Below are 25,875 nucleotides of genomic sequence, written 5' to 3'. Positions count from 1 at the left end.
TTTTCTGATTAAGAATATCTATAAGAGCCTTTCGATAATTCAATAAGCCTTTTCATTGAATTATCGAGAGAAAGCTCCTATTATAGATATTGTCAAGAGAACGGGAGTTAAACCCCGCTCAAACAATTTCCGAATCACTTTGTAAACTAAGGAGTTTTCAATGACTTTTGATACAGACTTTACTTACCGTATCCCTAAAACTGTTGGTGATACTTTAGACGCGTTTGAAGTTGTTGCAGCAAAACCAGGTTTTAACCTTCCTGAAGAAAACGGCGTTTCAGCATTTGAAACAATCACTGAGAAATCATTCGAAGGTAAATGGAAAATCATTTACTTCTATCCAAAAGATTTCACATTTGTTTGCCCAACTGAAATCGTTGAGTTTGACAAAATTGCGAAAGAATTTGAAGACCGTGATGCTGTTCTTATGGGCGGTTCAACAGACAACGAATTCTGTAAATTAGCATGGAGACGTGACCATCCAGATTTGGATAAATTAGGCCACTACTCATTTGCTGACCCAGCAGGTGAATTAGTAGACATGCTTGGTGTTCGTGATGTTGAATCAGGCGTTTGCTTACGTGCAACATTCATCGTTGACCCACATAACATTATCCAACACGTATCTGTAAACCCAGACAGCGTTGGCCGTAACGTTCCTGAAGTTTTACGTATCCTTGATGCGCTTCAAACTGACGAATTATGCCCATGTAACCGCCCAGTAGGTGGCGCAACACTTTAATTCTTCTTTGAATTAAAACGGGTAAAAACATCAAAGCCTTTTGGAGAAATCCAAAAGGCTTTTTTATTAACCTATAGCGAAATATAGTGATTTCCAAATAAAATCAGAAGTCAAAATTTATTAGTTAGTCATCCTTCTAAAATAGGTTGATGAGTAGCTGGGTCGAATGCTTGCATATTTTTTGAAATTACGTGCCAGCAGTTTTAAGCCTTTTCGGCTCGTATCGGAATTTAATGCGGAATAGCTATAGGCTCAAAACAGACTGAACTAGATTGCCGGTACCATCGATTACGGGAAATGAAAAAACGGTTCTATCCAGTATCGTGCAAGCGTATTTGATACACACCTAGTACTGCTCCCCTTTTAAGATAGTACTTCTTAAATCAAATTGACTCTCACGATATATCTCACATAGCATATCACTCAAACATGCTAAGCTAAGAAGCTACCCTAACTAAAAAAGCCTACTAAGCCATGATCAATAAAACACAATTTCAAGTAACCTATCATGGTAAATCTTATGATTTAAAACTCCATCAGCAAAGTTTTAAATTACAAATATCTGATCGACATTCCCAAAGAGCGACTATAGAAATAGTGGCTATTAGTGAAAAGCAGTTAGTCAGCTATCAGGATCCTGATATAGGTAATACAGATTATATTGATACTATTGCGCTTTTTATCGAGCACTTACAAATCCCCCTCTCCGACATTAAACAGAAGGACTTCAGATCACTGCAAGCGATTATCATCGATTATGAACAAAACTGGGCACTCACCCCCCACCCGATGCTAACTACCACCTCTGATATCATAGGCGTTATCACCACACAACAAATCCACCCTAGCGGTGATTATATAACCGCCTTAAAAGCCGGTTTTACGCATCTATCTAATGGTCTTTTCCAAATTTCGTTAACAGGAAAAACAGATGATATCAATAATGAGGCAGTATCTGATTTTTCACTAATATTTCAAGCCAATTTAGAAATAGAGGTTTGGGATGCACAATCAAGCTGCGATCTTCGAGAGTTGTTTACGAGCTATTTTCATGAGCAAGATTTTGAAATATCTATTTTATTATCAGATGAAGGTGTGCAACAGATATTAACAGCAACTGTCAAAGAGACCGCCTTGCATGAACACTAAAACTTACGACTTTGAATCTTCCTCTTTTCGTTTTTTACTTAAACGTGATCGCTTCGCCCGAGGGTGCGCTGCATCAAATACCTTTGCTAAATGATTAAAATTTAAGTGTGTATAAACTTGAGTTGTTGCAATATCTGCATGACCTAACAACTCTTGCACTAAACGAATATCTTGACTTGATTCAAGCACATGCGTTGCCATTGAATGCCGAAGTAGATGGGGATGCAAATTAATATTCACGCCACTTTTCTCCGCATAAGCTTTAACCCGGCGACTAATTTGCCGATCTGACAAGGCATCGCCTTTTTTGGAGATAAAGAGCGATAAGTGATCATCTAAACCATTATCAGCCTGTAACCACATCTCTCTTACTGTAAGCCATTTTTGAAGGGCTTGCAGCGCTTTATCCCCCATCGGTACAACACGATCCTTTCCTCCTTTACCATCGATCACTCTTAACATCTGCTCTTGAAAGTTGATATGAGGAATTTTTAACGCAGCAATCTCAGCTAAACGAAGCCCACTTGAATAAAGCAGCTCTAAAACTGCCAAGTCTCTTACTTCTAGATCATTTTCTGGCGGACGATCTAAAATCTGATTTAAAAGATCTGCCTCAACAACTTTAGGTAGGCGGCGCTCTTTTTTTGGGGGAGAAATTAACCGTGCATAATTGTAAGTAATGAGCGCTTTTTCGAATAAAAATTGATAAAAAATGCGAATAGAGGCGAGTTGCGTTTCAATACTAGCGCTATTGAGTTTTCGCTTGCCACTATCCATGGGCTTTTTAGCCCGAAAGATAATATAACCTCGAAGCACCTTATCATCACACAACGCCCAATCATCTATTTGTTGCTGCATTAAGTATTGAATAAGTTGTGTTAATGCAGTTTGTTTCACACGAACGCTATGCGCCTCAAATGTTAGACTATAAGTCTCTAAAAATAGATTCGCCTCTGTTACCAGAGGCGATTGTAGTTCTATCATTAATAAGATCTCTTTAATTCCTACTGTAGACCTAAGGTTCTACGTAAATGCTCAATCGAGAACATCTCATCAAACTTATCTGCTTCCATTAAGCCACGCTCTAAAATAACATCTCGAACGCTCTTTCCTGTTTTAGCACAAATACGTCCCACAATGTCTCCCTCACCATGACCAATAATTGGGTTAAGGTAAGTAATAATCCCAATTGAATTAAGGATATAGTTAAGACAATATGATTCATTTGCCGTAATTCCAGAGATACAACGATCTTGCAATGAGCGGCAGGCATTTGTTAAAAGCATCATTGATTCAAATGTTGATTGCGCCACCACAGGCTCCATTGCATTTAATTGCAATTGCCCTGCCTCTGCCGCCGTTAAAACAGCTGTATCATTTCCAAACACTTTAAAACATGCATTGTTAACAGCCTCTGGCAATACAGGGTTAACTTTTGCCGGCATAATCGAGCTTCCTGCCTGCAACTCAGGAAGGTTAATCTCTTTTAAGCCTGTACGAGGTCCTGATGAGAGCAGACGAAGGTCATTAGATAGCTTTGATAGCTTTACGGCTAAACCTTTCAATGCACTATGGAAATAAACGAAATCTGCTAAATCTGATGTCGCAGCAATTAAGTTTTCTGAAGGCACAAATTCAAAACCTGTAATCTCAGAGAGATACTTTGCCGCAATTTCTGGATAACCTTTAGGGGTATTAATACCTGTACCAATCGCTGTTCCACCTAGATTGGTTGCAAGTAGCGTCTTTCGAGCCATTTTTAGGTAATCAATGCCTGTTTTAATTTGAAAAGCAAAAGCCCCAAACTCCATTCCTAACGTCATTGGAACTGCGTCTTGTAGCTGGGTTCTGCCCATCTTTAAAACATCTGCAAATTCTTGCTCTTTCTGTTTCAACCCTTGATATAGATAATCAGCTGCTTCAATTAAGGCTTCAGAAACTTGGTAAAAAGCCACTCTCATCCCTGTTGGATAAGCATCATTAGTCGATTGAGATTCATTGACATGATCATTGGGGTTGATAATATCGTAACGCCCTTTCTCATAACCTAAACTCTCAAGCGCAAGGTTTGCGATCACTTCATTCACATTCATGTTAAGTGAAGTTCCAGCGCCCCCTTGAAATGCATCAATTGGAAAATGAATATAGTATGTATCATCCTTTAACAAGAGATCACAAGCTGTAATGATTGCATTCCCTACTTCAGGCTTGATCGTACCTAAATCCATATTCGCTTTAACTGCGGCTTTTTTAACGGCTGCTAAACCATAAATAAATTGTGGATTATCTCGGTTCTTTTGGGTTGAAATGGTGAAGTTATTGATTGCTCTTTGGGTGTGAATGCCGTAGTAAGCATCGCTTGGCACTGATAATTCCCCTAACAAATCAACTTCTAACCGGTAACCCATTTTCTTGTTCTCCACTTTACGAATTAAAATATTTTCCTTGTTTTACGTCTCTTAAACGCTTCTTATCCCGACTTGTAACATTTTCTGAGTGGGGCTGAGGGGATAATCGTCGGATTTCACGTTCGTGTTCTCTTCTTTCTATACTCTCTTGTGTTTCTTGGTACATCGTCATCGCCACAGATGCAGGACCTCTCTGCTCGATGAGCAAGCACACTTCAACCTCGTAGACAATTTGCAACTTACGAATCGTCACTAAATCACCTACAACCAGGTTTCTAGCAGGCTTTGCTTCAACACCGTTGACTTTCACGCGCCCTTTATTCACCTCATCTGTAGCAAGACGACGTGTTTTATAAAATCGGGCTGCCCATAACCACTTATCTAAACGCATAAGCACTCCTCACTCTATTTTGTTATATTAGATCGAAAAAAAAATTGCAAGCTTTAACATAAAAATAGCCGTATAAATACGGCTATCATCTTTTAACTATCTATTTTGGCATCTTGAGAGAGAATCATTATCTTTTACGATTCCTTGCTTGGCTCATCATCAGATAAGACAATATTGAGCTCTAAAACATCACAATCACCCTCTCGATCCATTGCGATATTAATCTGCTCTGAATCTACCGGTAGATAACGCTTCACAACTTCCAAGATATCTCTTTGAAGGTCTTGCATAAAGTCAGGATTACCTTCCATATTCTTTACACGCTCATGTGCAACGATAATCTGCAAACGCTCTTTAGCAATCGATGCCGTATTTGATTTCTGGCGTTTACCAAATAACAGTTTAAACATCTCTAGCCTCCAAACATACGTCCAAAGAATCCTTTCTTAGGCGCTTCAATAAAACGGTGAGGGAGATCTTTACCAAGGAATCTCTCCACAATATCATTAAATGCTTGCCCCGCATCAGACTCTTCATTCATAATCACAGGCTCACCTGAGTTAGAACATTGAAGTACCGCTGAAGACTCAGGCACAACTCCCACTAAAGGAATCCCTAAAATATCTAAAATATCTGTAACAGAGAGCATCTCTCCACTCTCCGCACGACTAGGATTATAGCGATTAATCACTAAATGCTGATTAACCTCTTTACCCTCTTCCGCCTTTTTAGTCTTGCTTGCAAGAATCCCTAAAATACGGTCTGAGTCCCTTACAGAAGAGACTTCTGGATTTGTCGTGATGATCGCATCATCTGCAAAATACATTGCAAGCTGCGCCCCCTTCTCAATTCCTGCAGGAGAGTCACAAATAATAAACTCAAAGCCCAGCTTATCGAGCTCTTGCATCACTTTCTCAACACCCTCTTTCGTTAAAGCATCTTTATCACGAGTTTGTGATGCAGGGAGAATATAGAGATTTTCAAGGCGACGATCTTTAATTAAGGTTTGTGCTAATGTTGCTTCATCATTCACAACATTGACAAAGTCATATACAACACGACGCTCACAACCCATAATAAGATCTAAGTTACGAAGCCCCACATCAAAGTCAATCACGGCTGTTTTATGACCATTTTTTGCGAGCCCTGCCGCTATGCTCGCACTAGTCGTTGTTTTTCCTACGCCACCTTTTCCAGATGTCACAACTACGATTCTTGCCACTCGTCGCCCCCAAATAATAAACTGCATTGATGCTTAAAATCATCAATGGTTAAACATCTTATTGTCTTTTTAAATTAATGAATTTGACTATCTCATAATCATTTTCCACTAATTTATCAATATCCAATGACTCTCTTTATCATTATAAACAATCTTCATTATTAAATAAGATAAATCGCGCTATAACTAATCGCTTATCCGCAAGGAGTCAACGATCTAATCTCTTTTAACGAAACGATAAACCTTAACGTTAATGAATCTATTATCTATCCTGACAATGAAACGCTTTATTATAGTATAAAACGTTACTTAAACTTCATTAATATAATGATTTACACAATTATTCAAATAAAACTATGCAAAATTACTTAATTAAAGCTTCAATCTTGATTTCATCCGCTTCAAGGTAGATCTGCACCATCTTTCCACGAAGTCTTTCGGGAATATCTTCTTCCATCTTGTAAAAGCCGGCGATGGAGACCAACTCTGCTTCTAGAGATTGGCAAAAAATTCTCGCCGCTCGATTCCCATGAATGCCTGCTAATGCTCGACCACGCAAGGCACCATAAATATGGATATTGCCATCGACTAAAAGTTCAGCACCTTCATTAACAGAGTTAACAACCACTAAATCACCACTCACCACTGACAATTGTTGTCCTGAGCGAATCTGTTGGACATGCATTGTAGTTTCTACCGGCATTGCCACGGGCGCTTCATCTTGCGTTAATACAGACTCAGCCTCAACAAGCTCAGCTTTAGCAACCGTTGTTTTAGTAGCTTCCATGATTGGCGCTTCTTCAACAATGGCGGATTCTTTAGCGTGATGAGCTTTAGATTTCATCCCGGTATCCGCTAAAATCGCCCAACCGGCCGCTTTTGCTTTCCCTTCTAAATCGGCATTCACATTACGCAATCCAACAGGAATCAAATCTCGTGATGTTAAAAGATTTTTAAGCCAGTTAAGGTCAAGATTATTACCTGCCTCAATTGCCGAAAGATCCACGATAAAAGGAACACCTTTAAAAAGCTGAGGGGATTTATCAACTTGTATTGATAAATCATCCTCTAATACTTTTAAATCTATCCCCTTAAGATAAAGAACCATCATCGCTGACAGTTCTCCCTTAATTTGAAATATTTTATTCTGTGTCATATGTCACTAAATAATCGTTATTAATTAATGATCGTGACCATCAGCATGAACATGACCGTGTGAAAGCTCTTGCTCTGTTGCATCACGTAATGCTACAACTTCAACTTCAAAGTTTAAATTTTGACCAGCTAAAGGATGGTTTGCATCTAATTTGATCTTTTCATCAGAAACTTCAAGTACTCTAAATGCCTGCATTTGGCCATCTGGTGTTGTACCAGTTACCTGCCAGCCCACTTGCACTTCTTCATCTTCTGGGAATGCGCTACGTGGTACTTCGATGATGAAATCTTCATTTGACTCACCATAACCTTCTGCTGGAGATACGCTAAATGCAAGCGTTTGGCCTTCTATTGCACCTTCTAATGCTTTTTCAAATCCTGGGATCATCATTCCATGACCTTGGATAAATTCTAATGCTTCTTGGCCTTTGTTAGTGTCAACCACATTACCTTGATCGTCTGTTAATGTGTAAATAACGCCAACTACTTTATCTTTTGCTACTGTCATTGAATGTTCCCTTTATCAATTTTACGAGTATAATTATGGCTTAACACTATACATTAATCTCAGCGCTAGATAAATGATTAAATCCTCATAATTTGAGCACGCGCAACATCTTTTCTCGATTCACTCACAAAATTGTAACTAAATATGAACGCACAACAACAAAAAGAAGCCGTTGCTAAAGCAGCATTAAAATATATCCCTGAAGATAAGATTTTAGGTCTAGGAACAGGGTCAACAGTTGACTGCCTAATCGCGCTCCTGCCAACGCTTCCTTTTAAAATAAAAGGGATTGCATCAAGCTCAGAGCGCACCTCAAAACAGGTAGAAGCTTTGGGAATCCCTGTCGTTGATCTAAAAGATATTACGGTGATTGATACCTATATCGATGGTGCTGATGAGATCAATCATCATCTGGCCATGATTAAAGGCGGTGGTGGCGCTTTAACACGTGAAAAAATTGTTGCTGCCCATGCCGAGCAATTTGTCTGTATTGCCGATGAGTCAAAACTTGTGGAAACTTTAGGTGCTTTCCCTCTTCCGATTGAAGTCATTCCTATGGCGGCTCATTTTGTCATTCGAAAAATGGAACAGATGGGGGCAAAAGCGAAAATTCGAGAAGGGTTTATTACCGATAACCATAACCTCATTGTCGATGTAGAAGGCTTAAAAATCACAAGCCCTATTCAACTTGAAGCCTCTATTAATCAGATTACGGGGGTTGTGACAAACGGTCTTTTTGCAGCACGCGGCGCAGATGTCCTCTTAATGGCAGATCAAGCCCTGAATATTCGTACCATCACAAAAAAATAGACTATTGGAAATATCCCTATGAATATATCTGAGATTTTTAAACGCTTTCTACTTCTCTTTATTGCAGGGGTACTCGTTTATTTTTCTTGGATTATTTATCGTGATAGCCGAGAGTTCCCTGAGATCGTCTCAACAGATCCCCAAATTGAATTAAGCGAATATGAGATTATTCGCTATAACCAAGCGGGAGATATAGAGTACTCTCTTGAAGGAGATTATCTTGTGCATTACGATAATGAGAGGGGAAGTGAGTTAACAAACCCTAAAATCCTCCATTATGTACAGCCCTCATTGCTTAAGAGTGATGCCGATGAAAAAAGTACGCCAGTTATTGATTGGCAAGCAGAAAGCCTCACAGCAACCATTTCACAAGATAAAAATCTTGTCACTCTTCTTAAAGATGTGGTCTTACAAAAACCTAATGAAGAAAACCCACAAAATACCGTGACCTTAACAACAGATCGCCTCTATATTCATGATCGTGGCGATAAGATCACCTCAGATATCTTTGTGAAAATCGCCTCCCCTTCTCGCACTATTTCAGGAGTGGGGGTTGAGGGCTTCCCTGATAAAGAGCAATTTACCATTCTTCGTGATGTTCACTCCACCTTCATGACTAACCAGGAATCTTCCCATGAATAGACCTTTGCTTTCTTTAACGTCATTACTTATAAAAAGCGTTTCTCTCATTCTTATTGGGGGAAGCATTAATATTGCAGCAGCACTACCTGAAGATCGAAAATTACCGCTTGATATCAATGCCGATTGGTCTGAATTTAGCGGTGGAACCCCAACCGGCATCTATCGAGGCAATGTTGTTTTAACACAAGGTAATCTTCAAATCACGGCCGATGAAGCGATCTTTCAGTTAAAAGATGGGGAGCTTGAATATATTATTGCCACCGGCAATCCTGTAAAGATTAAAGATCTACCACAAGCTAATGAAGGCTGGGTCTTTGGTGAAGGAGGCTCTCTTAGCTTCTATCCTCAACAGCAGATGTTAGCGCTTGAAAATAATGCAAAAATTAAACAGAGTAATGATTCTGTTTCAGCAAATAAAATTACCTACAATCTCGATACTCGAAAAATTAATGCTGAAAGAAGTAGCAAAAATCGAGTTCATTTTACGATCCAAATGGAAGGAAGAGAGTAATTATGCGTCTGACGACTCAAAATCTTATTAAGCGCTTTAAAAATCGAACGGTCGTTAACGGTGCCTCTTTTCATGTCAATCAAGGGGAGATTGTGGGACTACTTGGCCCTAATGGTGCCGGAAAAACAACAAGTTTCTATATGACCGTTGGCTTAATCACCCCCGATGAAGGGGAAGTCTTCCTAGAAAATAGAGATATCACGCAAAGCCCAATGCACGAAAGAGCAAAACTGGGTATTGGCTACCTTCCCCAAGAGGCTTCTATTTTTCGAAAAATGAGTAGCCGAGATAATATCTTAGCGATTTGCCAAACCCGTCAAGACCTGAGCAAAGATGCCCAAGAAGAGTTAGCAGATCAGCTGCTAGAAGACTTTAAAATTACCCATATTGCCGACTCTTTGGGGATCTCTCTTTCTGGCGGAGAGAGACGCCGCGTGGAAATTGCGAGAAGTTTAGCTTTAAATCCTAAATTTCTCCTCCTTGATGAGCCATTTGCAGGAGTTGACCCTCTTTCTGTAGCGGATATTCAATCGATCATTGTGGAGCTCTCTGAACGCGGTATCGGCATTTTAATCACCGATCATAATATCCGTGAAACCCTCTCAATCTGTGAAAGATCCTATATATTAAGCGCCGGTACCGTGATTGCAGAAGGTGATACAGAACTGCTTCTCAACCATGAAGATGTTCGCCGCGTATATCTTGGTGAAAATTTCTCACTATAGATCAATCTCTAAGATCAACCTGAGCAATAAACGAGATCTCTCTAAGATTGCTCACTTTAATCGATAAAGGACACTACTTATGAATTCGACCTTCTTTTTCTATGACCTTGAAACTTTTGGTCTCAATCCAAAAGAAGATCGCATTGCGCAATTTGCTGGTATTCGAACCGATGCTAACTTTAATATTGTAGGAGACCCTATCAATATTTATTGCCAGCCGCCTAAAGACTATATTCCTGATCCTGAATCAATCCTTATTACCGGAATAACACCGCAAGAGGCTTTAGAAAAAGGGGTGCCTGAAGCAGAATTTGCAGCAAGAATTCATGAAGAATTCTCTACCCCAAATACCTGCATCTTGGGATATAACAGCATTCGTTTTGATGATGAAATGATTCGCTACCTCTTTTATCGTAACTTTTTAGACCCTTATGCCCATCATTGGCAAAATGGTAACTCTCGCTGGGATTTACTAGATGTCGTCAGAGCAACGCATGCCTTTCGCCCTGAAGGTATTCATTGGCCAAGTGATGAAGATGGAATTGTGAACCTCAAGCTTGAGAATCTCGCTAAAGTCAATCAACTCGAGCATGAAAAAGCCCATGACGCCCTAAGTGATGTGTACGCCACAATTGCTATGGCGAAGCTAATTCAACAAAAACAGCCTAAACTCTTTGAGTACTACTTTAAACACCGCCGAGCAAGAGATCTTAATAACCTTATTGACCTCCAAAACTTAACCCCTTTGCTACATATTTCCGGCATGTTTGGACAAGCGCGCAATAACCTCTCCATGATTATGCCAATGCTCTTTAATCCTCATAATAAAAATGAGCTCATTAGCATTGACTTAATGGGAGATATCTCAGGCATACTCACATTAAACGCATCCAAAATTCGAGAAAAAATGTATACCCCAACAGCGGATCTCCCTGAAGGGGAGGCGAGGATCCCGCTAAAAGGCATTCACCTTAATAAATGCCCTATTTTAGCAACCACAAAATTATTACCCACAATGGCAACCCATACTATTGACGAAGCACATTGTCGTAAAAACTTTGAATTACTCAGCAGCCATAAGGAAGCCGTTCTCTCAAAAATCTTTGAAATATACCAAACACCTAGAAACTACGAGTCAGATCCCCATAATGAACCGGTGGAATCACTTCTTTATCAAGGTTTTTTCGAACGTAGTGATCGCCAGCAAATGGATCTTATTCCTAAAATGAATGGTGAGGAACTCTTAAATTATGATTTTTACTTTCATGACCCAAGAGTGCTACCGCTACTCTTTATTTATCGTGCACGCAATTATTTCGAGACGCTTTTTGAAGATGAAAAAGAGGATTGGAAACGATATCTCTCGATGAAACGAGAATATTATAAACACAAATATCAGCCAAAATATGAAACACTCCTAAAGAGTGCGATTGAGGCTCAAGATTCTAATAAAATTAGCCTATTAGAATCCATTAAAAGTGAGTATCTGTGACAAAGCTCCCTTTAAATATTGCCTCGTGCAATCTGCAAAATCTCAATGAGCACTCTGCATTACATAAAATCGATAATTTCATTCATGCCCTCAGTCACGAACTCGCATTACCAGATGTTATTGCCTTGCAAGAAATAGGTTCAGAAGCGGTTAATAAAGAGAATTTTGCCACCGCAGAGGTTGCCTTAATCTTAATTGAAATGCTCTACGCTAAAACAGGGGTGGCATATCAATATGTCGATATTGCGCCTTTAAAAAACTCCACAGGCGGCGCTCACGATTTTAATATTCGCCCTGCTTTTTTAATTCGCACCCATATTCGACTATTACAAAAATATGAGATAGGCACTAATGATCCGGCGTTTACTGGCGATGAAACATTACAATTTAGGCCTTCTCGCAACCCTCTTGTGATCATTATTGAAAAGGGACAAAAGCAACTGACGCTCATAAATTGCCACTTAAAATCACAAAACTCTCGCACTAACCAAGAGAAAAAACTGGCAAAAAAACAACGTAACGAGCAAGCTTTAATAATTAAAGAGCATTGTCAGCAATTACCTAGTGATATGCCTGTCGTGATTATGGGCGATTTTAATGATACGCCTAACAGCGATACATTAAAGCTACTCCTAGACAATAAAATGACCTCTATTTGGTCTCAATATCAAGCTAGACTCTATACCACAAAGCATCGTAATTGCCCTGTTGCCATTGATTATATTTTACTCTCAGATGCGATCTCTTTTAATCATCCACAAATCCATCATATTAATACTAACCTTAAATCAACTTATCGATTCTCTGATCACGACCCAATCTCCGTAGAAATTTATTTTTGATTGTCTTACTGTCAAGACATTTTATATCTTAAAAGATCATTAGAGGCTTTTTAATGATTATACTCGATTATTTAATCCCAAGATTTTGCGCCGTCTGCCAATTAAAAATAGAGAGAAATATTAATTATAATCTTTGTAATAAATACTTTTTTCTCTTAAAATCTCCCCCTAAAAAATGTATCTTTTGCGATACACTCGGCCAGTTTCTGTGTCATTTATGCAAAAAACATTACCCAAAACTCCAAAATATCCATATTACCTTCCAATATGAAGCACCCATCAAACAAATTATTCAACAATTAAAGTTTTCTTTAAAGCCCTATCTTGCCACAACCATCAGCCAAATTATCTGGCAACAGCATAAGATTTTCTTTCAGAGCTTACCTTCTAAAACTACGATCATTCCAATGCCTAGCGGCCGTTTACGGGTCGCTAAAAGAGGTTATAATCCTGTAGCACTGATTGCCCAAGATCTCTCAAAGCTTAGCGGACTCCCTTATGATCCAAACTACCTACTAAAATCGGCCTTCTCTATCCCACAAGTAGAGCTATCAAGGCAAGAGCGGCTCTATAATTTACAAGATCATTTCTCAATCAATTATCGCCACAATTCTAAAGCGCCTTTAGAGTCTATCTTATTGATAGATGATGTGATTACGACTGGCCGCTCTTTTGAAATGGCACTTGATAAATTGAACAATCCTCAAACAAAACAACTCTTTGGGTTATTTATTGCGCAATCGTAGTTTGAAAAAAAACGCTAGCTATGTAAAACTAGTGTTGATGCGTTCCTGTTATGTACGAGCGTTTTTTTCACCATACACCTCTTGATCCTAATTTTTATACTTTGGATCGCCGATATTAGATCTTGGTGTGCAAGCTGATTTAGTTCAGAAGCCTAAAGAGGCCTATAAGGTATCCACTTGAACGTACGCGTTCAAGAGTCTTGGTGAATTGCAACCGACTACTACGGGGCGCATCCCTTATTTTATTTATAGAGATAAAACTATCTCGATAGATTTCCAAATAAAAAAGCACTCTAAAAAGAGTGCTTTTTTTTGATTCTAGAGAGACTAAAAATTAGTCTACTTTAACTTCTCTAACTGCAGTGATTTTTACATCAACACGACGGTTTTTCGCACGGCCTTCAGCTGTTGCGTTGTCGAATGTGTAGCTGATGCCTTCACCTTTAGCTGTAATCACTGAAGGGTTAACACCTTTCTCGATTAAGTAGTTACGTACTGCGTTAGCACGACGATCTGAAAGACCTTGGTTGTACTCAGCGCGACCTGTTGAGTCAGTGTGACCTGTAAGTTCAATTGATCTTACGTCTGCTGCGTTTTTAACAAGTTCAGCAGCTACTTTGTTAAGTAACTCACGACCTTGTGGACGAATTGTTGATTTATCAAAATCAAAGAATGTATCTGCTGAGAAAGTTAAATCTTGGATAACGATTCCACATCCTGGAACACCATCTTTAACTAATACGCAGTCATTTTGACGATCTCTTACAAATTCACCTTGTCTATCAATTAACGAATCTGTCGCTGCTACAGCTGTAGAAGTCGCGAATAGACCTGCTAATGCAGCAATAATTAATTGCTTTTTCATATAAGTCTCCACTTAATTACTAATTAAAATAAATGTATTACAGACAGTTGTAACAAGTTACCTTCAAATAATACAAACTAACGGGTTAATCATATCTCATTTTTATTAGAATTGATACATATTTGCATCAAAATTCCAACATTGTGGGATTTTTAATACAAACTCAATTTTTTGTATTATTGTGATTTATAAAATAATCACGATAATTCATCTTTATCGACTCGATATAATTTTGCATAATAGCCATCTTTTTCTAAAAGCGAGCGATGATCCCCCACTTCCACGATCTCTCCATGGCTAAATACTACAATCTTATCTGCATGTTCGATCGTTGACAATCTATGAGCGATAATAATGGTCGTTTTCTCAGCACTTAATACTTTTAGTGCTTTTTGAATCGCATACTCACTCTCGTTATCTAAACTACTCGTTGCTTCATCAAAAATTAAAATAGGTGCATCTTTTAAAAGCGCTCTTGCAATGGCAATACGTTGACGCTGCCCTCCTGAGAGCTTCGTTCCATTCTCACCTATAATCGTATCATAACCATCTGGCAAGGCTTCAATAAAATCACTGGCATTAGCGTATTTCGCTGCTTGCTCAATCTCTTTTCGAGTAAAGGTTTTATTACCAAAGCTAATATTATTGGCAATCGTATCTGCAAATAAAATAACATGTTGCCCGACATATCCCACATGAGAGCGATAATTATCTAGATTAATGTCATTAATATTATGACCATCTAAGGTAATCTCCCCTTCTGTTGGGATATAAAAACGAGATAAAAGATTAGCAAATGTACTTTTCCCACTCCCAGAAGCCCCAACTAGCGCAACGGTCTCTTTAGGTGTGATTTCTAAAGAGATCCCTTTAATTGCAAGTTCATTACTTCCTTCATAACGGAATTTCACATTCTTAAATTCAATTTTTCCTTGAATCTTATCAAGTTTTTCAATGCCCTTATCCACCTCTGCATCTGCATCTAAAATTGCAAAAACACTCTCAGCTCCTGCAGCGCCTCTTTGCAGCGCTTCATTCACGCTCACTAATCGCTTAATCGGCGTCAACATCCCCACCATCGCCGCTAAAAGTGATAAAAAGCTTCCGATCGTAATCTCATCAGCGGATGCTTGGCTTGAAGCATACCAAATCACAACGGCAATAAAGAGCACTAAAAAAACCTGCGAGATAGGGCTTGCCATCTGGCTTGCCACCAAACTCTTCATACTTAATTGACGCAAGTGCTTATTAACTTTTGCAAATTGAGAATCCATGCGCTCATAGGCATTGAAGAGCTTAATCTCTTTTTGACCCCGAATACCCTCTTCTAAAATATGATTAAACTCCCCCATATGCTCTTGCATTCTACGCGCAATACCCCGCAATCTTTTAGAAACATAGCGAAGCACAATATAAAGGACCGGCGCCATTAGGAAAACTAATAGTGTAATTTTCCAACTACTAAAAAACATCACCGCTATCAAACCAATAATCATTGCGCTATCTTTAATAATAGAGACTAATGTCATTGAACTGACCGCCATGAGCTGCGCAATATCAAAGGTTAATTTAGAGATAAAATATCCCGTTGAATGCTTGTCATACTCTGTTTGCGGTAAATGCAGCATCTTGTTATACATTTGAAGGCGAAGAAGCGTAATTACTCTTTGAGAAATCCACTGCATTCCAAAACTACCGGCAAAACTCAATGTACTCGTACAAACAAAGGCGCCCACCACAAGCCACGGCATAACCTTAATAAAGAGCGAATTTTTCTGAACAAACCCTTCATCTAATATGGGTTTTAATAACCAAAATAACCCCGCCTCCGCAAATCCCCCTAAGATCACACATGTTAATGCGGCTATTAAAATAGCAGGGTATTTAAAGGAGTAAGATAATATTCGTCTATATAACTGAAAACTCTCGTTTTTAACCACAACTTTCTTCCTAATCTAAAAAGAGGAAAAGCACCTATACACAACAGATATAGGTGCTTATATTAGGATCTTTTAATTCGCAATATTTTTCCGAACATCAAGATTAATAAACAATCTCTACACGACGATTTTGTGCCCAAGCACGCTCATCGTATCCTGATACTGCTGGCATCTCTTTACCATAGCTACGAACTTTGATCTGATTACTATTAGCACCTGATTGTAAAAGAAGGTCACGTACGCTATTTGCACGGCGCTCACCTAACCCCATATTATACTCATGAGATCCTCGATCATCTGTATGTCCTTCAAGCCATACACCACGATTAGGATTACGTCTTAACTCATCGCCATGGGCTTTTACCACATCATATGATTCCGTGCGAAGGCGGTCTGAATCAAAATCAAAATAGATAATACGGTCTGCTGTACCACGTTTACCGTAATCAGCATCATAATAGGTACTCGCAGGCCCTTCGCCATATCCAACCCCATTCCCAAATCCATCTGTACCTGCCGCGTTATTGTTACCTGTTGTTGAACAAGCAGCTGCAACAAAACCAAATAACAGTACTGCAGCACCTTTCATCACTAATTTACGCATATCTATCCTCTTAAAAATCGTTATTAAAATATAATCTGGTTACAATATTTTATCGTAGATTTGGAGACCAACTTGGCTTACGAACATCCGAACCAATACCGTAGAATCTTTGCTCTACATTACCATCGGTTGAAATGATTTTAAGACCACCTCTCCCATCTGAATAGAGGATCATATGACTATTACCCGAGAAACTCGGGGCTTCATCTTTACCACCATTCGTTAAACGTTTTACTTTACCTGTTGTTAAGTCCATTAACGCAATGCCAAACCCTTGCCCAGGATAACGCTGCATCATTGCTAAAAGCTTACCATCTGCTGAAATTGTCGCATTGGCATTATAGTTACCACCAGTCGATACACGGACCGCAGGCCCACCATTTTCTGGCATTTTATATACTTGCGGAGTACCCGCTCTATCTGAGGTAAAGTAGATCATTCCATCACGCCCCCAAGCAGGTTCTGTATCAATCCCAGGACTATTGGTTAAGCGACTTAAATTGCTACCATCAATATTAGCGGTATAGATCTCAGGATTTCCATCACGAGAAAGTGTAAAGGCTAATCTTGTCCCATCTGGCGACCAAGTAGGTGCTGAGTTAATACCCGGCTCACTAATTACCACATGACGATTACCACTATAGAGATCTTGAACAATAATCTGATTACGCTTCTTCTCAAAAGAGGCATAAGCTAATTTACGACCATCCGGCGACCATGTCGGCGATAAGATTGGCTCGTTCGATTCTAAAATAACTTGCGGATAAGCCCCATCAGCATCTGCCACAACTAATGAGAAATGACGATTAGTACGAGAAACATAAGCCACTTTTGAGCTAAATGATCCCGGCACACCAATAATTGCTTCATAGATAAAATCGGCAATCTTATGTGCTACAACTCTTTGACCCTTTTCATCGGAAAGGTATTGAAATTGGCGACTAGCACGAACTGTACGACTAAAGGTATCACCCACATCTACCTGAAGCATGTTACCTTTTGGCGTCATGATCACGATAAAGTTAATACCTGCAGCGCGCCAAATTCCACTATCTGCTTGAGAAACGGTTGTTAGCTGCTCTGGCACTGAAAGCCCTGTTTTAGGAAGAAAACGCCCAGAACGATGAAGATCATTATTGATGATCTCTAAAAAAGCTTGGTTATTCGTGGCATGATCTACAAGTGCGATAGGATAAGCCTCGTTAGAAGCTTTCACAATCTCTAACTTCACCTGCGCACTTGCCATATTCATCACAGCAACTAATGAGAAAACCATTAGTAATAACCATTGCTGCATATTTTTAATAATGTTTTTGCTCATTCCCTCACCTTAGTTCCTGAAGATCATTCCAATTTTTTAACTTTAAATAACACCTTACTCTTTAAGCGCCCAGATACCTGGAAGATTACGCCAATACTCATGGTAGTCCATACCACAACCAAATATATAACGATCAGGCACATCAACACCAATATAATTTACTTTAAAGTCTTTTGCCTTACGATCATGAAGCTTATTCACAAGAGCGGCCGTATAAACAACCTGCGCCCCCATATTTTCAACAACATTCACAATCTCTTTTAACGTGGTTCCTTCATCAAAAATATCTTCAATTAAAAGAACAACACGATCTTTCACATCAACAGAAGGTTTTGCAACCCATTCTAATTGTGAACCTTCAGTCTTACCGTTATATCTTGTTGCATGCAGGTAGCCTATTTGAAATGGAAAATTCAAACGTGTCAAAAGTTGCCCTGCAGGGATTAATGCACCATTCATCACCACTAAAACTAATGGGTCTGACAACTCTAAATCATATGTGATGGCTTTTCCCATTGCATCATATGCATTTTGAATTTCTGAAGCCGAGATTATCTCTTCTGACTTAATGATAATATCTTGTGCTTCTTCAAACGTAATCGACATACTATTCCTTGAGTAATAAAAAAATCAATCCTGTGATTATACCAAATTTCCCACTTTTTAAACCTTAAATTGCGCAAGAAGCTCTGTGACCTTCACTTTTTCTTCCGCTTCTTCCAGTGATTTAAGATGTTCAATCATGGGATGGAGAAGACGGTTTGCTAATTGCGTTGCCATTTTCTCAATTAAAACGGCATCATAGCTCCCATCAAGCTGATTTAAGAGCCTATGAACCGCTTCTTCTTTCTCTACTTCGGCATAATTGACCATTGCCTGAATAGAACTTCCTACTTCTGATAACTTGTACCATTCAATCCAACGCTCTAACCCTTTATCAACATACTTCCCAGCAGCAACTGCCGCTTCTTCCCTAGCACGCTGATTATCCTCTACAATCTCATTGAGGTTATCCACCGTGTAAAGATAGATATTTGATAACTTATCTAATTCTGGTGAAATATCTCTTGGAACAGCGAGATCTATCATCAACATTGGGCGATTTTTTCGAAGCTTCAGAGCACTTTTAGTCATCTCTTTCGTAATCAATGCTTCTTGAGCCGCCGTTGATGCCACTACAATATCTGCTTTAGGGAGTAATTGCGCTAAATCCTCTAAGCTATGAGCATCCGCTTCAATCCCTAGATCATCGATCATCAGCTTTGCTCGCTCTACACGTCTATTGGCAATCGTAATATTTTTAACACCCGCTTCTATAAGATGCCTTGCCACTAGCTCAATCGTTTCACCTGCACCGACTAATAACACATGATGATTTTCCAGCCCATCAAAGATATTTTTCGCAAGTTGCACAGCGGAAAAAGCCACCGATACGGCAAATGCGCCGATATTTGTCTCTGTTCGAATCTCTTTTGCCACATTAAAACTCATCTGTAGCGCTCGCTGCAGATATTTTTGTGCCGTTCCATACTCTGTTGCAATACTTAAAGAATCTTTTAATTGCCCCATAATTTGAGGCTCACCCAAAATCAGAGACTCAAGACCTGCAGCAACACGAAAGATATAACGCGCCGCTTCATCCCCTTCAATTTGATACATGTGTGCTTTAGCAGTCTTGGCATCTAGCTCTGAGTAATTTGCCCACACCTCACAAAACTCTTCTATCGGCATCGTTAACTGATAGAAGTAAAATTCTGTCCGGTTACAAGTTGACAAAACTACTACTTCACTAGCAATACGACAGGTTTTAGCCATTGCTAAAAATGCCTTAATATTTTCAGGCACAAGTGTCGCTCGCTCACGGATATCTACCGAAGCAGTTTTATGACCAATCCCTAATACTAATAAACTCATGAGTTATTTATAATCCAATATCGATACATCACAATGCAAAAATTGCCTAAATCATATCAAATTTCAGACGATTACGCATTGTAGCATCTAGCTAAAATTGATCTTATACACCACAAATCAACACTTAAGCCTCAAAACCTCTCTTTTCAAGACCTTTAAACTGACACTTTTCATTTATCTCTGACGATAAATAACGAAAAAATATCTATAAAAAGTGATGAAGCTATTACTGTCTCTTAAAACAGAAAAAGCACCTGACCAATGCAAATTTCGTCAATTATTTTAACACTTAATAGTAATATGGGAAATAAGGACCGAAACCAAATCCCCAACCGGCATTATAATGATGGTAACGAATGGCAGGACTATTAAACCCATAATCATCATAGTAGAGCTCTCTACGAGGATCTCGCCAAAACTCATAATCTTTTGCATCCATCATAAAAATTCGAACCTTTTCACCACCAATAGTGACATCATCTACACTTTTAATCGTTCCAACTGCTGTAAAATAGTCTCCGGGGGAATAACCATTGGTACGAACATGCCCATAAATATCCACAATAATGCGGTTATCGGCGATCTCTCCCTCTCTTGTAATAGGGAATCCATCTTTATCTAACTCATAACGCACCACTTCAACACGCACCTTATCGGCTTGTGAGTTTAAAGTTGTGATTTTTCCCCCTAACATTGCCTCAAGACCAATGAGGTCTTTATTACTCATAGCAGAGACTTGCGCATCGCCATAAGCATCCGGATTGTTTGTCGAAATATTCCCGCCCGTCAATGACGCACACCCTGCTAATAACAACATTAAAAAACTGGCTAACCCTAGTTTTAAAACTCTATTAATCATCGCTAACTCCTACTGTTTACACAATATTATTCAAGCGTCTTGATAGTATTAATGGCGCTTTCTCTCAATAATAAACCTATGACTGAAAGATACCCGCAATAAAAATACGACCACCGATGTCTTATTAACCAAAAATATTCAGGCGCTCCCACTTCTCATCAACTTTTTCCACAACTTCTCGGTCCTTCACAATCGGAATTCCCCACTCTCGATCAGTCTCTCCTTCCCATTTATTGGTGGCGTCCATCCCCATTTTAGAGCCAAGCCCCGATATAGGTGATGCAAAATCAAGATAATCAATAGGGGTATTTTCAACCATTACCGTATCTCTTGCCGGATCCATTCTTGTTGTAATCGCCCAGATAACATCATTCCAATCCCGGCAATTAATATCTTCATCGACAATGACAATAAACTTGGTATACATAAATTGTCGCAAATACGACCAAACCCCAAGCATCACGCGCTTTGCATGCCCCGCATATTGTTTCTTAATCGACACGACAGCCATTCGATAAGAACACCCTTCTGGCGGGAGATAAAAATCAACTATTTCTGGAAACTGCTTTCTTAAAATCGGTACAAATACTTCGTTCAACGCAACACCTAATACCGCTGGCTCATCAGGTGGTCTTCCGGTGTAAGTTGAGTGATAGATCGGATTTTCTCGTGTCGTCATTCGCTCAACTGTAAAGACAGGGAAATAATCTGTTTCATTATAATATCCGGTATGATCCCCATAAGGACCCTCTTCCGCCATATCTTCAGGATAGATATATCCTTCTAAAATAATTTCTGCGGTTGCCGGCACTGATAATTCAGGATGAAGTGATGCCTTTGCTACTTGTGTTCTTTTTCCACGAAGTAATCCTGCAAATGCATATTCAGACAGAGCATCAGGGACTGGCGTAACTGCCCCCAAAATCGTTGCCGGATCAGCGCCTAAAGCAACTACCACAGGGAAAGGCTTCCCCGGATTTTTTAATCTAAAATCCCGATAGTCAAGCGCTCCACCACGATGAGCCAGCCATCTCATAATTAAACGGTTTTTGCCAATCACCTGCTGACGATAGATCCCTAAGTTTTGTCGCTTCTTAGAAGGACCTTTTGTAATCGTCAATCCCCAAGTCACTAACGGCGCAGCATCACCAGGCCAGCAGTGCTGAATGGGCATTTTTGTCAGGTCAATATCCTCTTTTTCAATAATCACTTCCTGACAAAGAGGCTTTTTCACTCTCTTAGGACGCATAGATAAGACCTGTTTAAACTTCGGCAGTTTTTCAACAGCATCTTTAAAATTCTCAGGGGGCTCAGGCTCTCTTAAAAATGCCAAAAACTCACCAATTTCACGAAGTTTTTCTACAGATTCTTGCCCCATCCCAAAAGCAACTCTAGAGGGCGTACCAAAGAGATTGGTTAATACAGGAATATTTGATCCCTTTGGGTTCTCAAATAATAGCGCCGGTCCTTCCTTTCGAAGTGTGCGATCACTAATCTCCGTCATTTCCAAATAAGGATCTATCTCCTCATGGATACGTTTAAGCTCCCCATTCTCTTCTAAAAATGCAATAAATTCCCGTAGATCCTGAAACTGCATGCAAGCCTTCCTTCTAACACTTAAATTTTGAATTATTTTAACACAGAAGCATTTTTTCAGTCCTTATCTTCACCACCAATACCAAAGCACTTGAAAAAGAGCTGTTTTTATTATTCAGAAACAGCTATCAAAGGTTATAATGCGTTCTTTCATCTCGCTTTTAAGGTTCTTTATTATGCGCATTTTTGGCAAAATCGTTCTCATTGCAATAGGATTTGTCCTCATCAATTATCCTTTTATTGAAGGAAAATCCCTCTATTATATCTCGATAGAACGTCCAGATCGCCTCATTAGACATCTTCTGACTTCACTCTTTGCCCTGACAATTGTGGAGCTCTTTGCCTTTACTAAAATGCGTTATAGAATCCCGCTCTACGGGCTTTTCCTCTTTGGTTCTATGACCTATCTTATCTACTACTTCACAACCGGCAGTGAGCCTGATTATGAAGATTTTAGAACCTTAATGGATGCAAGAGTGATGATTGGCCACGCAGCATTAAGCTATCAAGGCGCCATTATCCAAGCCATTCTCTACCATCTACCGATTACCGTTGGCTTCTTTCTCTTCCCCAAAATCCATATGGGCTGGAAAGGTACATTAACAGCTGTAATGCTCTATCTCTTAGCGCTTGCCGGCATACTCATGATTATCTACAACAAAAGCGGAAAAGGCACCAATGGGCGCGCCTCCTTTATTACGCCCGTTGCGCAAGTATCCACATTTACCTACCTCAACTTTTTGCGCTCAAATGCGGCAAGCTTTGAATACCATCCAAGAATAGCGCCAACAAAAGCAGACCTCCTAACCCCTAAAGCGAAGAACATCATTGTCGTGATGGATGAATCTATTCGCGGCGATATGATTGAGTTCAATACCCCCCTTGGTACAACTCCGGCATTATTAGATTTTCCTCAAGACTCTCTCCTAAACTTTGGAATCGTTGCGTCTTTTTCTAACTGTAGTGATACCTCAAATCTCGCAATGCGTAAACTCCCTCGCCTACATAAAGAACCAAGCGATCTCTTTGTAGATACTACAACCGTTTGGGATATTGCAAAAACCGCTGGCTTTAAACCTTTTATTATCGACGCGCAGCATAACGCAACAGGTCATAATTTTTATACCGATAGTGAACTTCAAGATGTCACGAATATTCATGGCAGCACTCTTAAAAATGATGGCGAAGTAATCGATATTATTACCAATATCCTTGCAGAAAATAGTGAGCCTGTCTTTATCTATGCCGGTTTAAAAGGATCCCACTTCCCCTTCCAAAATACGGGATTTGCAACGCCTTTTACCCCAGCAATGAAAAATACAAATCTTGCCGATGCCACGAGTGAAGAAGCAATGAATTCTTATAAAAACCTGATTCGCGCAAATACCAATGAGTTTTTTATAAAGCTGCAAGCACTTTTAGAGCAAAACCCAGAAACCATTGTGATCTATACATCAGATCACGGACAAGACCTCTCTAACCCTAGTAGTAAAAAGACTCACTGTGATGCCAAAACAACCTCTATGGAAGAAGGGCTTGTACCTTACATACTCTTTGCAAATCCTGAGATTATCGCAAGCGATTTAGTACAAACACTACAACAAAATACCGGGGTTACAAACCAGATGATTACAGCCCCGATGATTATGGACTTCATGGGATATAAGCCAGAAGTGATCGAAAGTTACACTGAATATCCAGCGCTTTTAAATAAAACAGGAAAAGAGATCGGGTTTATCTATAAACGCCCTATTCCTCATTTTAGAAGTGAGATTGAGCGTTTTGATATTACGCCTAAAGATATTCAGCACTTCCAAGAAACTGGCAAATCAGATAAACAGCTAGAATATAACTTCTTTGCAGATTAAAACAGGTAATATTCAATAAATGATAAAACAAAACGCACCTTTTAAGGGTGCGTTTTTTTATTGTTAATAGACAGACCCAATAAAGATCTAATCTGCGACTAAAACCTCATCTTCTAAAAATTCATCATCCGTAATTCGCTGATAACGACTATAGAACATCCAAGCTACGGGAATCGCCAAAATGACGGTGGCGATCGGCATCGTCAGCCAAACACCATCTAATCCCCAATACTTCGGTAAAATAAAGAGAAATGGGACTTGTAGTAACAGATTACCAATTGAGATCACTAATGCTTTTTGCCCTTCCCCAATCGCTTGGAAGAACATCGTCGCTGTTACAAATAACCCATCTAAAAAGAGCACCGCTAAATGCAGCCTTAAGGCGTAAGCTGTGACGCTCTTAAGCTCAGGATCATCGGTAAACCAACTCGTAAAAAACTCTGGAAAGAGTAAAAGTGATGCCGTTATAATCATCCCAATACCTAACCCTACATAGACCATCAGCCTCGTCACATATCTTGTTGATCTGACTCGCTCTTCCCCATAAAACCGGCTAATTAAAGGCTGCGCACCATTTGCAACACCTTCAACGGCAAAGTAATAGATGGTTAAAAGGTACCCTGCAATCGTATAAGCAGAAACAGCAACCGTCCCCCCATATTCAACTAAGACTTTATGATGTAATGTCATAATAAAGCCAATATAGATAAAGGTAAAAAAGGCGGAGCTTCCCGTTAATAAAATCGCACCAATGAGCTTAAAGTCGGGTTTAAAATCCTGCCAAGAGAGCTTTTCACGACTCTGCTTTAATACAAAATAACCGCCAAGAGTCATCGCCACAATCTCCCCACCAATACTAGCAAGGGCTGCGCCCACAACGCCCACTCTTAAATAAGAGATTAAAAAGTAAGAAAGTAGAATATTCACCACAACACCAGCAGCGATATAGCCAGTAGCTCGTAGGGGCGTTCCCACATTTCTAACGATAAAGGGCATTGCCAAGCTCCCAATCACAAATGGGGCCGCAAAAGAGAAGGTTTGAATAAAGATAATCGCCATCTCGGCGCTACTACCTGAGATTCCCAGCACATAAACCAGCCAAGGCGAACTAAAATAGAGGATTAAGCCAATCAAAATTCCAGGAATAAACTGTAAAAACAGTGCTTGCCCTAAAATTTTACGAGCTTTCTCATCATCGTCTTCCCCTTTAGAGATAGAGTAAAGACTCCCAATACCAACACCGACTAAAAAGCCAAACCCTAAAAGGAGCGTAATATAGGACCAGCCAATGTTAACCGCCGCTAAGCCATTAACGCCGATAAAATGCCCCACAAAGAAGCCATCGACAATCTGATAAGTACCACTAATAAACATTGCAAGCACGGTAGGAACCACATAACTTGCAAATAACTTAATTAAAACGACATTGTACCTTCGCACAAAAACCTCAAAGTGACCTATAACCTCAATAGTTTACTCCGCTTTTCAATAAAAAAGGAGAGGGGATGATAAATTTAACTCTAACGTCATCTAAACGTTACAATGGGATCTTATAATAAGAGAAG

At 39.5% G+C, this 25,875-nt stretch carries 26 protein-coding genes and 1 other RNA gene; 11 read left to right on the top strand and 16 right to left on the bottom strand.

What is annotated here, in order from left to right; translation table 11 throughout:
• Window positions 1-160: 160 nt before the first annotated feature.
• Together MMG00_RS12535 and MMG00_RS12530 are read left to right on the top strand one after the other, a co-directional pair.
• On the top strand, window positions 161-742 hold the full coding sequence (locus MMG00_RS12535; RefSeq protein WP_242148869.1) for a peroxiredoxin: 582 nt from the start codon (window positions 161-163) through the stop codon (window positions 740-742).
• A gap of 474 nt (window positions 743-1,216) precedes the next feature.
• Entirely contained in the window at window positions 1,217-1,891 is a 675-nt protein-coding gene (locus MMG00_RS12530; protein ID WP_242148867.1) for a hypothetical protein, read from the top strand.
• 3 nt (window positions 1,892-1,894) lie between these two features.
• Here the strand turns inward: MMG00_RS12530 and MMG00_RS12525 are convergent, their stop codons facing one another.
• The 7 genes from MMG00_RS12525 to MMG00_RS12495 form a co-directional block, all read right to left on the bottom strand.
• Window positions 1,895-2,875 (bottom strand): tyrosine recombinase XerC, encoded by a 981-nt coding sequence (locus MMG00_RS12525; protein WP_242148864.1) that lies wholly within the window; start codon window positions 2,873-2,875, stop codon window positions 1,895-1,897.
• Between the two features lie 20 nt (window positions 2,876-2,895).
• Entirely contained in the window at window positions 2,896-4,299 is a 1,404-nt protein-coding gene (locus MMG00_RS12520) for an aspartate ammonia-lyase (protein ID WP_242148863.1), read from the bottom strand.
• Window positions 4,300-4,315: 16 nt separating this feature from the next.
• The gene (locus tag MMG00_RS12515; protein ID WP_242148861.1) at window positions 4,316-4,690 is read right to left on the bottom strand and encodes an RNA-binding S4 domain-containing protein; all 375 of its coding nucleotides are present in this window, start codon (window positions 4,688-4,690) and stop codon (window positions 4,316-4,318) included.
• A gap of 134 nt (window positions 4,691-4,824) precedes the next feature.
• Window positions 4,825-5,100 carry a cell division topological specificity factor MinE gene (gene minE / locus MMG00_RS12510; RefSeq protein WP_242148859.1) on the bottom strand — a complete coding sequence of 92 codons (276 nt, stop codon included), beginning with the start codon at window positions 5,098-5,100 and terminating at the stop codon, window positions 4,825-4,827.
• 2 nt (window positions 5,101-5,102) lie between these two features.
• Window positions 5,103-5,912 carry a septum site-determining protein MinD gene (gene minD, locus MMG00_RS12505; protein WP_242148857.1) on the bottom strand — a complete coding sequence of 270 codons (810 nt, stop codon included), beginning with the start codon at window positions 5,910-5,912 and terminating at the stop codon, window positions 5,103-5,105.
• 364 nt (window positions 5,913-6,276) lie between these two features.
• Complete coding sequence (gene minC / locus MMG00_RS12500; protein WP_255837015.1) at window positions 6,277-7,068, bottom strand: septum site-determining protein MinC; 792 nt, start codon at window positions 7,066-7,068, stop codon at window positions 6,277-6,279.
• A 24-nt stretch (window positions 7,069-7,092) separates the two neighbouring features.
• Window positions 7,093-7,575, bottom strand: coding sequence for an FKBP-type peptidyl-prolyl cis-trans isomerase (locus MMG00_RS12495; protein ID WP_242148852.1), 483 nt, complete (start codon window positions 7,573-7,575; stop codon window positions 7,093-7,095).
• Between the two features lie 144 nt (window positions 7,576-7,719).
• Here MMG00_RS12495 and rpiA point away from each other — a divergent pair, with 144 nt between their 5' ends.
• From rpiA to ssrS, 8 genes are all read left to right on the top strand, one after another.
• Window positions 7,720-8,385 carry a ribose-5-phosphate isomerase RpiA gene (gene rpiA / locus MMG00_RS12490; RefSeq protein ID WP_242148850.1) on the top strand — a complete coding sequence of 222 codons (666 nt, stop codon included), beginning with the start codon at window positions 7,720-7,722 and terminating at the stop codon, window positions 8,383-8,385.
• 18 nt (window positions 8,386-8,403) lie between these two features.
• Window positions 8,404-9,027 (top strand): LPS export ABC transporter periplasmic protein LptC, encoded by a 624-nt coding sequence (gene lptC / locus MMG00_RS12485; RefSeq protein ID WP_242148848.1) that lies wholly within the window; start codon window positions 8,404-8,406, stop codon window positions 9,025-9,027.
• On the top strand, window positions 9,020-9,538 hold the full coding sequence (lptA, locus tag MMG00_RS12480) for a lipopolysaccharide transport periplasmic protein LptA (protein WP_242148846.1): 519 nt from the start codon (window positions 9,020-9,022) through the stop codon (window positions 9,536-9,538). The genes lptC and lptA overlap by 8 nt, the downstream gene beginning before the upstream one ends.
• 2 nt (window positions 9,539-9,540) lie before the next feature.
• Window positions 9,541-10,263 carry an LPS export ABC transporter ATP-binding protein gene (gene lptB, locus MMG00_RS12475; RefSeq protein ID WP_242148843.1) on the top strand — a complete coding sequence of 241 codons (723 nt, stop codon included), beginning with the start codon at window positions 9,541-9,543 and terminating at the stop codon, window positions 10,261-10,263.
• Window positions 10,264-10,342: 79 nt separating this feature from the next.
• On the top strand, window positions 10,343-11,755 hold the full coding sequence (gene sbcB / locus MMG00_RS12470; protein WP_242148841.1) for an exodeoxyribonuclease I: 1,413 nt from the start codon (window positions 10,343-10,345) through the stop codon (window positions 11,753-11,755).
• On the top strand, window positions 11,752-12,597 hold the full coding sequence (locus MMG00_RS12465; RefSeq protein WP_242148839.1) for an endonuclease/exonuclease/phosphatase family protein: 846 nt from the start codon (window positions 11,752-11,754) through the stop codon (window positions 12,595-12,597). Before sbcB ends, MMG00_RS12465 begins: the two co-directional genes overlap by 4 nt.
• Before the next feature lie 53 nt (window positions 12,598-12,650).
• Window positions 12,651-13,343, top strand: a complete 693-nt coding sequence (locus MMG00_RS12460) for a ComF family protein (protein ID WP_242148837.1) — start codon at window positions 12,651-12,653, stop codon at window positions 13,341-13,343.
• A 39-nt stretch (window positions 13,344-13,382) separates the two neighbouring features.
• Window positions 13,383-13,576: non-coding RNA, 6S RNA (gene ssrS, locus MMG00_RS12455), on the top strand.
• Window positions 13,577-13,677: 101 nt separating this feature from the next.
• Here ssrS and MMG00_RS12450 read toward each other — a convergent pair.
• The 8 genes from MMG00_RS12450 to ubiD form a co-directional block, all read right to left on the bottom strand.
• Complete coding sequence (locus MMG00_RS12450) at window positions 13,678-14,208, bottom strand: OmpA family protein (protein ID WP_242148835.1); 531 nt, start codon at window positions 14,206-14,208, stop codon at window positions 13,678-13,680.
• Window positions 14,209-14,405: 197 nt separating this feature from the next.
• Window positions 14,406-16,148 (bottom strand): lipid A export permease/ATP-binding protein MsbA, encoded by a 1,743-nt coding sequence (gene msbA / locus MMG00_RS12445; protein ID WP_242148833.1) that lies wholly within the window; start codon window positions 16,146-16,148, stop codon window positions 14,406-14,408.
• Between the two features lie 103 nt (window positions 16,149-16,251).
• Window positions 16,252-16,752, bottom strand: a complete 501-nt coding sequence (gene pal / locus MMG00_RS12440) for a peptidoglycan-associated lipoprotein Pal (protein ID WP_242148831.1) — start codon at window positions 16,750-16,752, stop codon at window positions 16,252-16,254.
• A 49-nt stretch (window positions 16,753-16,801) separates the two neighbouring features.
• Window positions 16,802-18,073, bottom strand: coding sequence for a Tol-Pal system beta propeller repeat protein TolB (gene tolB, locus MMG00_RS12435; protein ID WP_242148829.1), 1,272 nt, complete (start codon window positions 18,071-18,073; stop codon window positions 16,802-16,804).
• A 54-nt stretch (window positions 18,074-18,127) separates the two neighbouring features.
• Window positions 18,128-18,679: a hypoxanthine-guanine phosphoribosyltransferase gene (locus MMG00_RS12430; RefSeq protein WP_242148827.1), complete on the bottom strand. Its 552-nt coding sequence runs from the start codon at window positions 18,677-18,679 to the stop codon at window positions 18,128-18,130.
• A gap of 57 nt (window positions 18,680-18,736) precedes the next feature.
• The gene (gene hemA, locus MMG00_RS12425; protein ID WP_242148825.1) at window positions 18,737-19,987 is read right to left on the bottom strand and encodes a glutamyl-tRNA reductase; all 1,251 of its coding nucleotides are present in this window, start codon (window positions 19,985-19,987) and stop codon (window positions 18,737-18,739) included.
• 289 nt (window positions 19,988-20,276) lie between these two features.
• Window positions 20,277-20,846: a Slp family lipoprotein gene (locus MMG00_RS12420; protein ID WP_242148823.1), complete on the bottom strand. Its 570-nt coding sequence runs from the start codon at window positions 20,844-20,846 to the stop codon at window positions 20,277-20,279.
• Between the two features lie 124 nt (window positions 20,847-20,970).
• Complete coding sequence (gene ubiD, locus MMG00_RS12415) at window positions 20,971-22,443, bottom strand: 4-hydroxy-3-polyprenylbenzoate decarboxylase (RefSeq protein ID WP_242148821.1); 1,473 nt, start codon at window positions 22,441-22,443, stop codon at window positions 20,971-20,973.
• Window positions 22,444-22,618: 175 nt separating this feature from the next.
• Here ubiD and MMG00_RS12410 point away from each other — a divergent pair, with 175 nt between their 5' ends.
• Entirely contained in the window at window positions 22,619-24,310 is a 1,692-nt protein-coding gene (locus tag MMG00_RS12410; protein WP_242148819.1) for a sulfatase-like hydrolase/transferase, read from the top strand.
• Window positions 24,311-24,397: 87 nt separating this feature from the next.
• Here MMG00_RS12410 and MMG00_RS12405 read toward each other — a convergent pair whose 3' ends face one another.
• A complete protein-coding gene (locus MMG00_RS12405; protein ID WP_242148817.1) occupies window positions 24,398-25,750 on the bottom strand; it encodes an MATE family efflux transporter in 1,353 nt (450 codons plus the stop codon).
• Between the last annotated feature and the right edge of the window lie 125 nt (window positions 25,751-25,875).

The organism is Ignatzschineria rhizosphaerae (assembly GCF_022655595.1).
Taxonomy (GTDB): domain Bacteria; phylum Pseudomonadota; class Gammaproteobacteria; order Cardiobacteriales; family Wohlfahrtiimonadaceae; genus Ignatzschineria; species Ignatzschineria rhizosphaerae.
The sequence above is the reverse complement of the archived record's forward strand: the minus strand, read 5'-3'. Positions and strand labels throughout refer to the sequence as shown.

Excerpts from the sequence above, each read along its gene's own strand:
- hemA (WP_242148825.1), bottom strand. The coding sequence starts at position 19,987 with ATGAGTTTATTAGTATTAGGGATTGGTCATAAAACTGCTTCGGTAGAT.
- MMG00_RS12420 (WP_242148823.1), bottom strand. The coding sequence starts at position 20,846 with ATGATTAATAGAGTTTTAAAACTAGGGTTAGCCAGTTTTTTAATGTTG.
- MMG00_RS12525 (WP_242148864.1), bottom strand. The coding sequence starts at position 2,875 with ATGATAGAACTACAATCGCCTCTGGTAACAGAGGCGAATCTATTTTTA.
- MMG00_RS12495 (WP_242148852.1), bottom strand. The coding sequence starts at position 7,575 with ATGACAGTAGCAAAAGATAAAGTAGTTGGCGTTATTTACACATTAACA.
- lptA (WP_242148846.1), top strand. The coding sequence starts at position 9,020 with ATGAATAGACCTTTGCTTTCTTTAACGTCATTACTTATAAAAAGCGTT.
- MMG00_RS12460 (WP_242148837.1), top strand. The coding sequence starts at position 12,651 with ATGATTATACTCGATTATTTAATCCCAAGATTTTGCGCCGTCTGCCAA.
- ubiD (WP_242148821.1), bottom strand. The coding sequence starts at position 22,443 with ATGCAGTTTCAGGATCTACGGGAATTTATTGCATTTTTAGAAGAGAAT.
- sbcB (WP_242148841.1), top strand. The coding sequence starts at position 10,343 with ATGAATTCGACCTTCTTTTTCTATGACCTTGAAACTTTTGGTCTCAAT.
- MMG00_RS12535 (WP_242148869.1), top strand. The coding sequence starts at position 161 with ATGACTTTTGATACAGACTTTACTTACCGTATCCCTAAAACTGTTGGT.
- minE (WP_242148859.1), bottom strand. The coding sequence starts at position 5,100 with ATGTTTAAACTGTTATTTGGTAAACGCCAGAAATCAAATACGGCATCG.
- pal (WP_242148831.1), bottom strand. The coding sequence starts at position 16,752 with ATGCGTAAATTAGTGATGAAAGGTGCTGCAGTACTGTTATTTGGTTTT.
- minC (WP_255837015.1), bottom strand. The coding sequence starts at position 7,068 with ATGACACAGAATAAAATATTTCAAATTAAGGGAGAACTGTCAGCGATG.
- MMG00_RS12410 (WP_242148819.1), top strand. The coding sequence starts at position 22,619 with ATGCGCATTTTTGGCAAAATCGTTCTCATTGCAATAGGATTTGTCCTC.
- lptB (WP_242148843.1), top strand. The coding sequence starts at position 9,541 with ATGCGTCTGACGACTCAAAATCTTATTAAGCGCTTTAAAAATCGAACG.
- MMG00_RS12430 (WP_242148827.1), bottom strand. The coding sequence starts at position 18,679 with ATGTCGATTACGTTTGAAGAAGCACAAGATATTATCATTAAGTCAGAA.
- MMG00_RS12515 (WP_242148861.1), bottom strand. The coding sequence starts at position 4,690 with ATGCGTTTAGATAAGTGGTTATGGGCAGCCCGATTTTATAAAACACGT.
- lptC (WP_242148848.1), top strand. The coding sequence starts at position 8,404 with ATGAATATATCTGAGATTTTTAAACGCTTTCTACTTCTCTTTATTGCA.
- MMG00_RS12530 (WP_242148867.1), top strand. The coding sequence starts at position 1,217 with ATGATCAATAAAACACAATTTCAAGTAACCTATCATGGTAAATCTTAT.
- MMG00_RS12520 (WP_242148863.1), bottom strand. The coding sequence starts at position 4,299 with ATGGGTTACCGGTTAGAAGTTGATTTGTTAGGGGAATTATCAGTGCCA.
- MMG00_RS12450 (WP_242148835.1), bottom strand. The coding sequence starts at position 14,208 with ATGAAAAAGCAATTAATTATTGCTGCATTAGCAGGTCTATTCGCGACT.
- rpiA (WP_242148850.1), top strand. The coding sequence starts at position 7,720 with ATGAACGCACAACAACAAAAAGAAGCCGTTGCTAAAGCAGCATTAAAA.
- tolB (WP_242148829.1), bottom strand. The coding sequence starts at position 18,073 with ATGAGCAAAAACATTATTAAAAATATGCAGCAATGGTTATTACTAATG.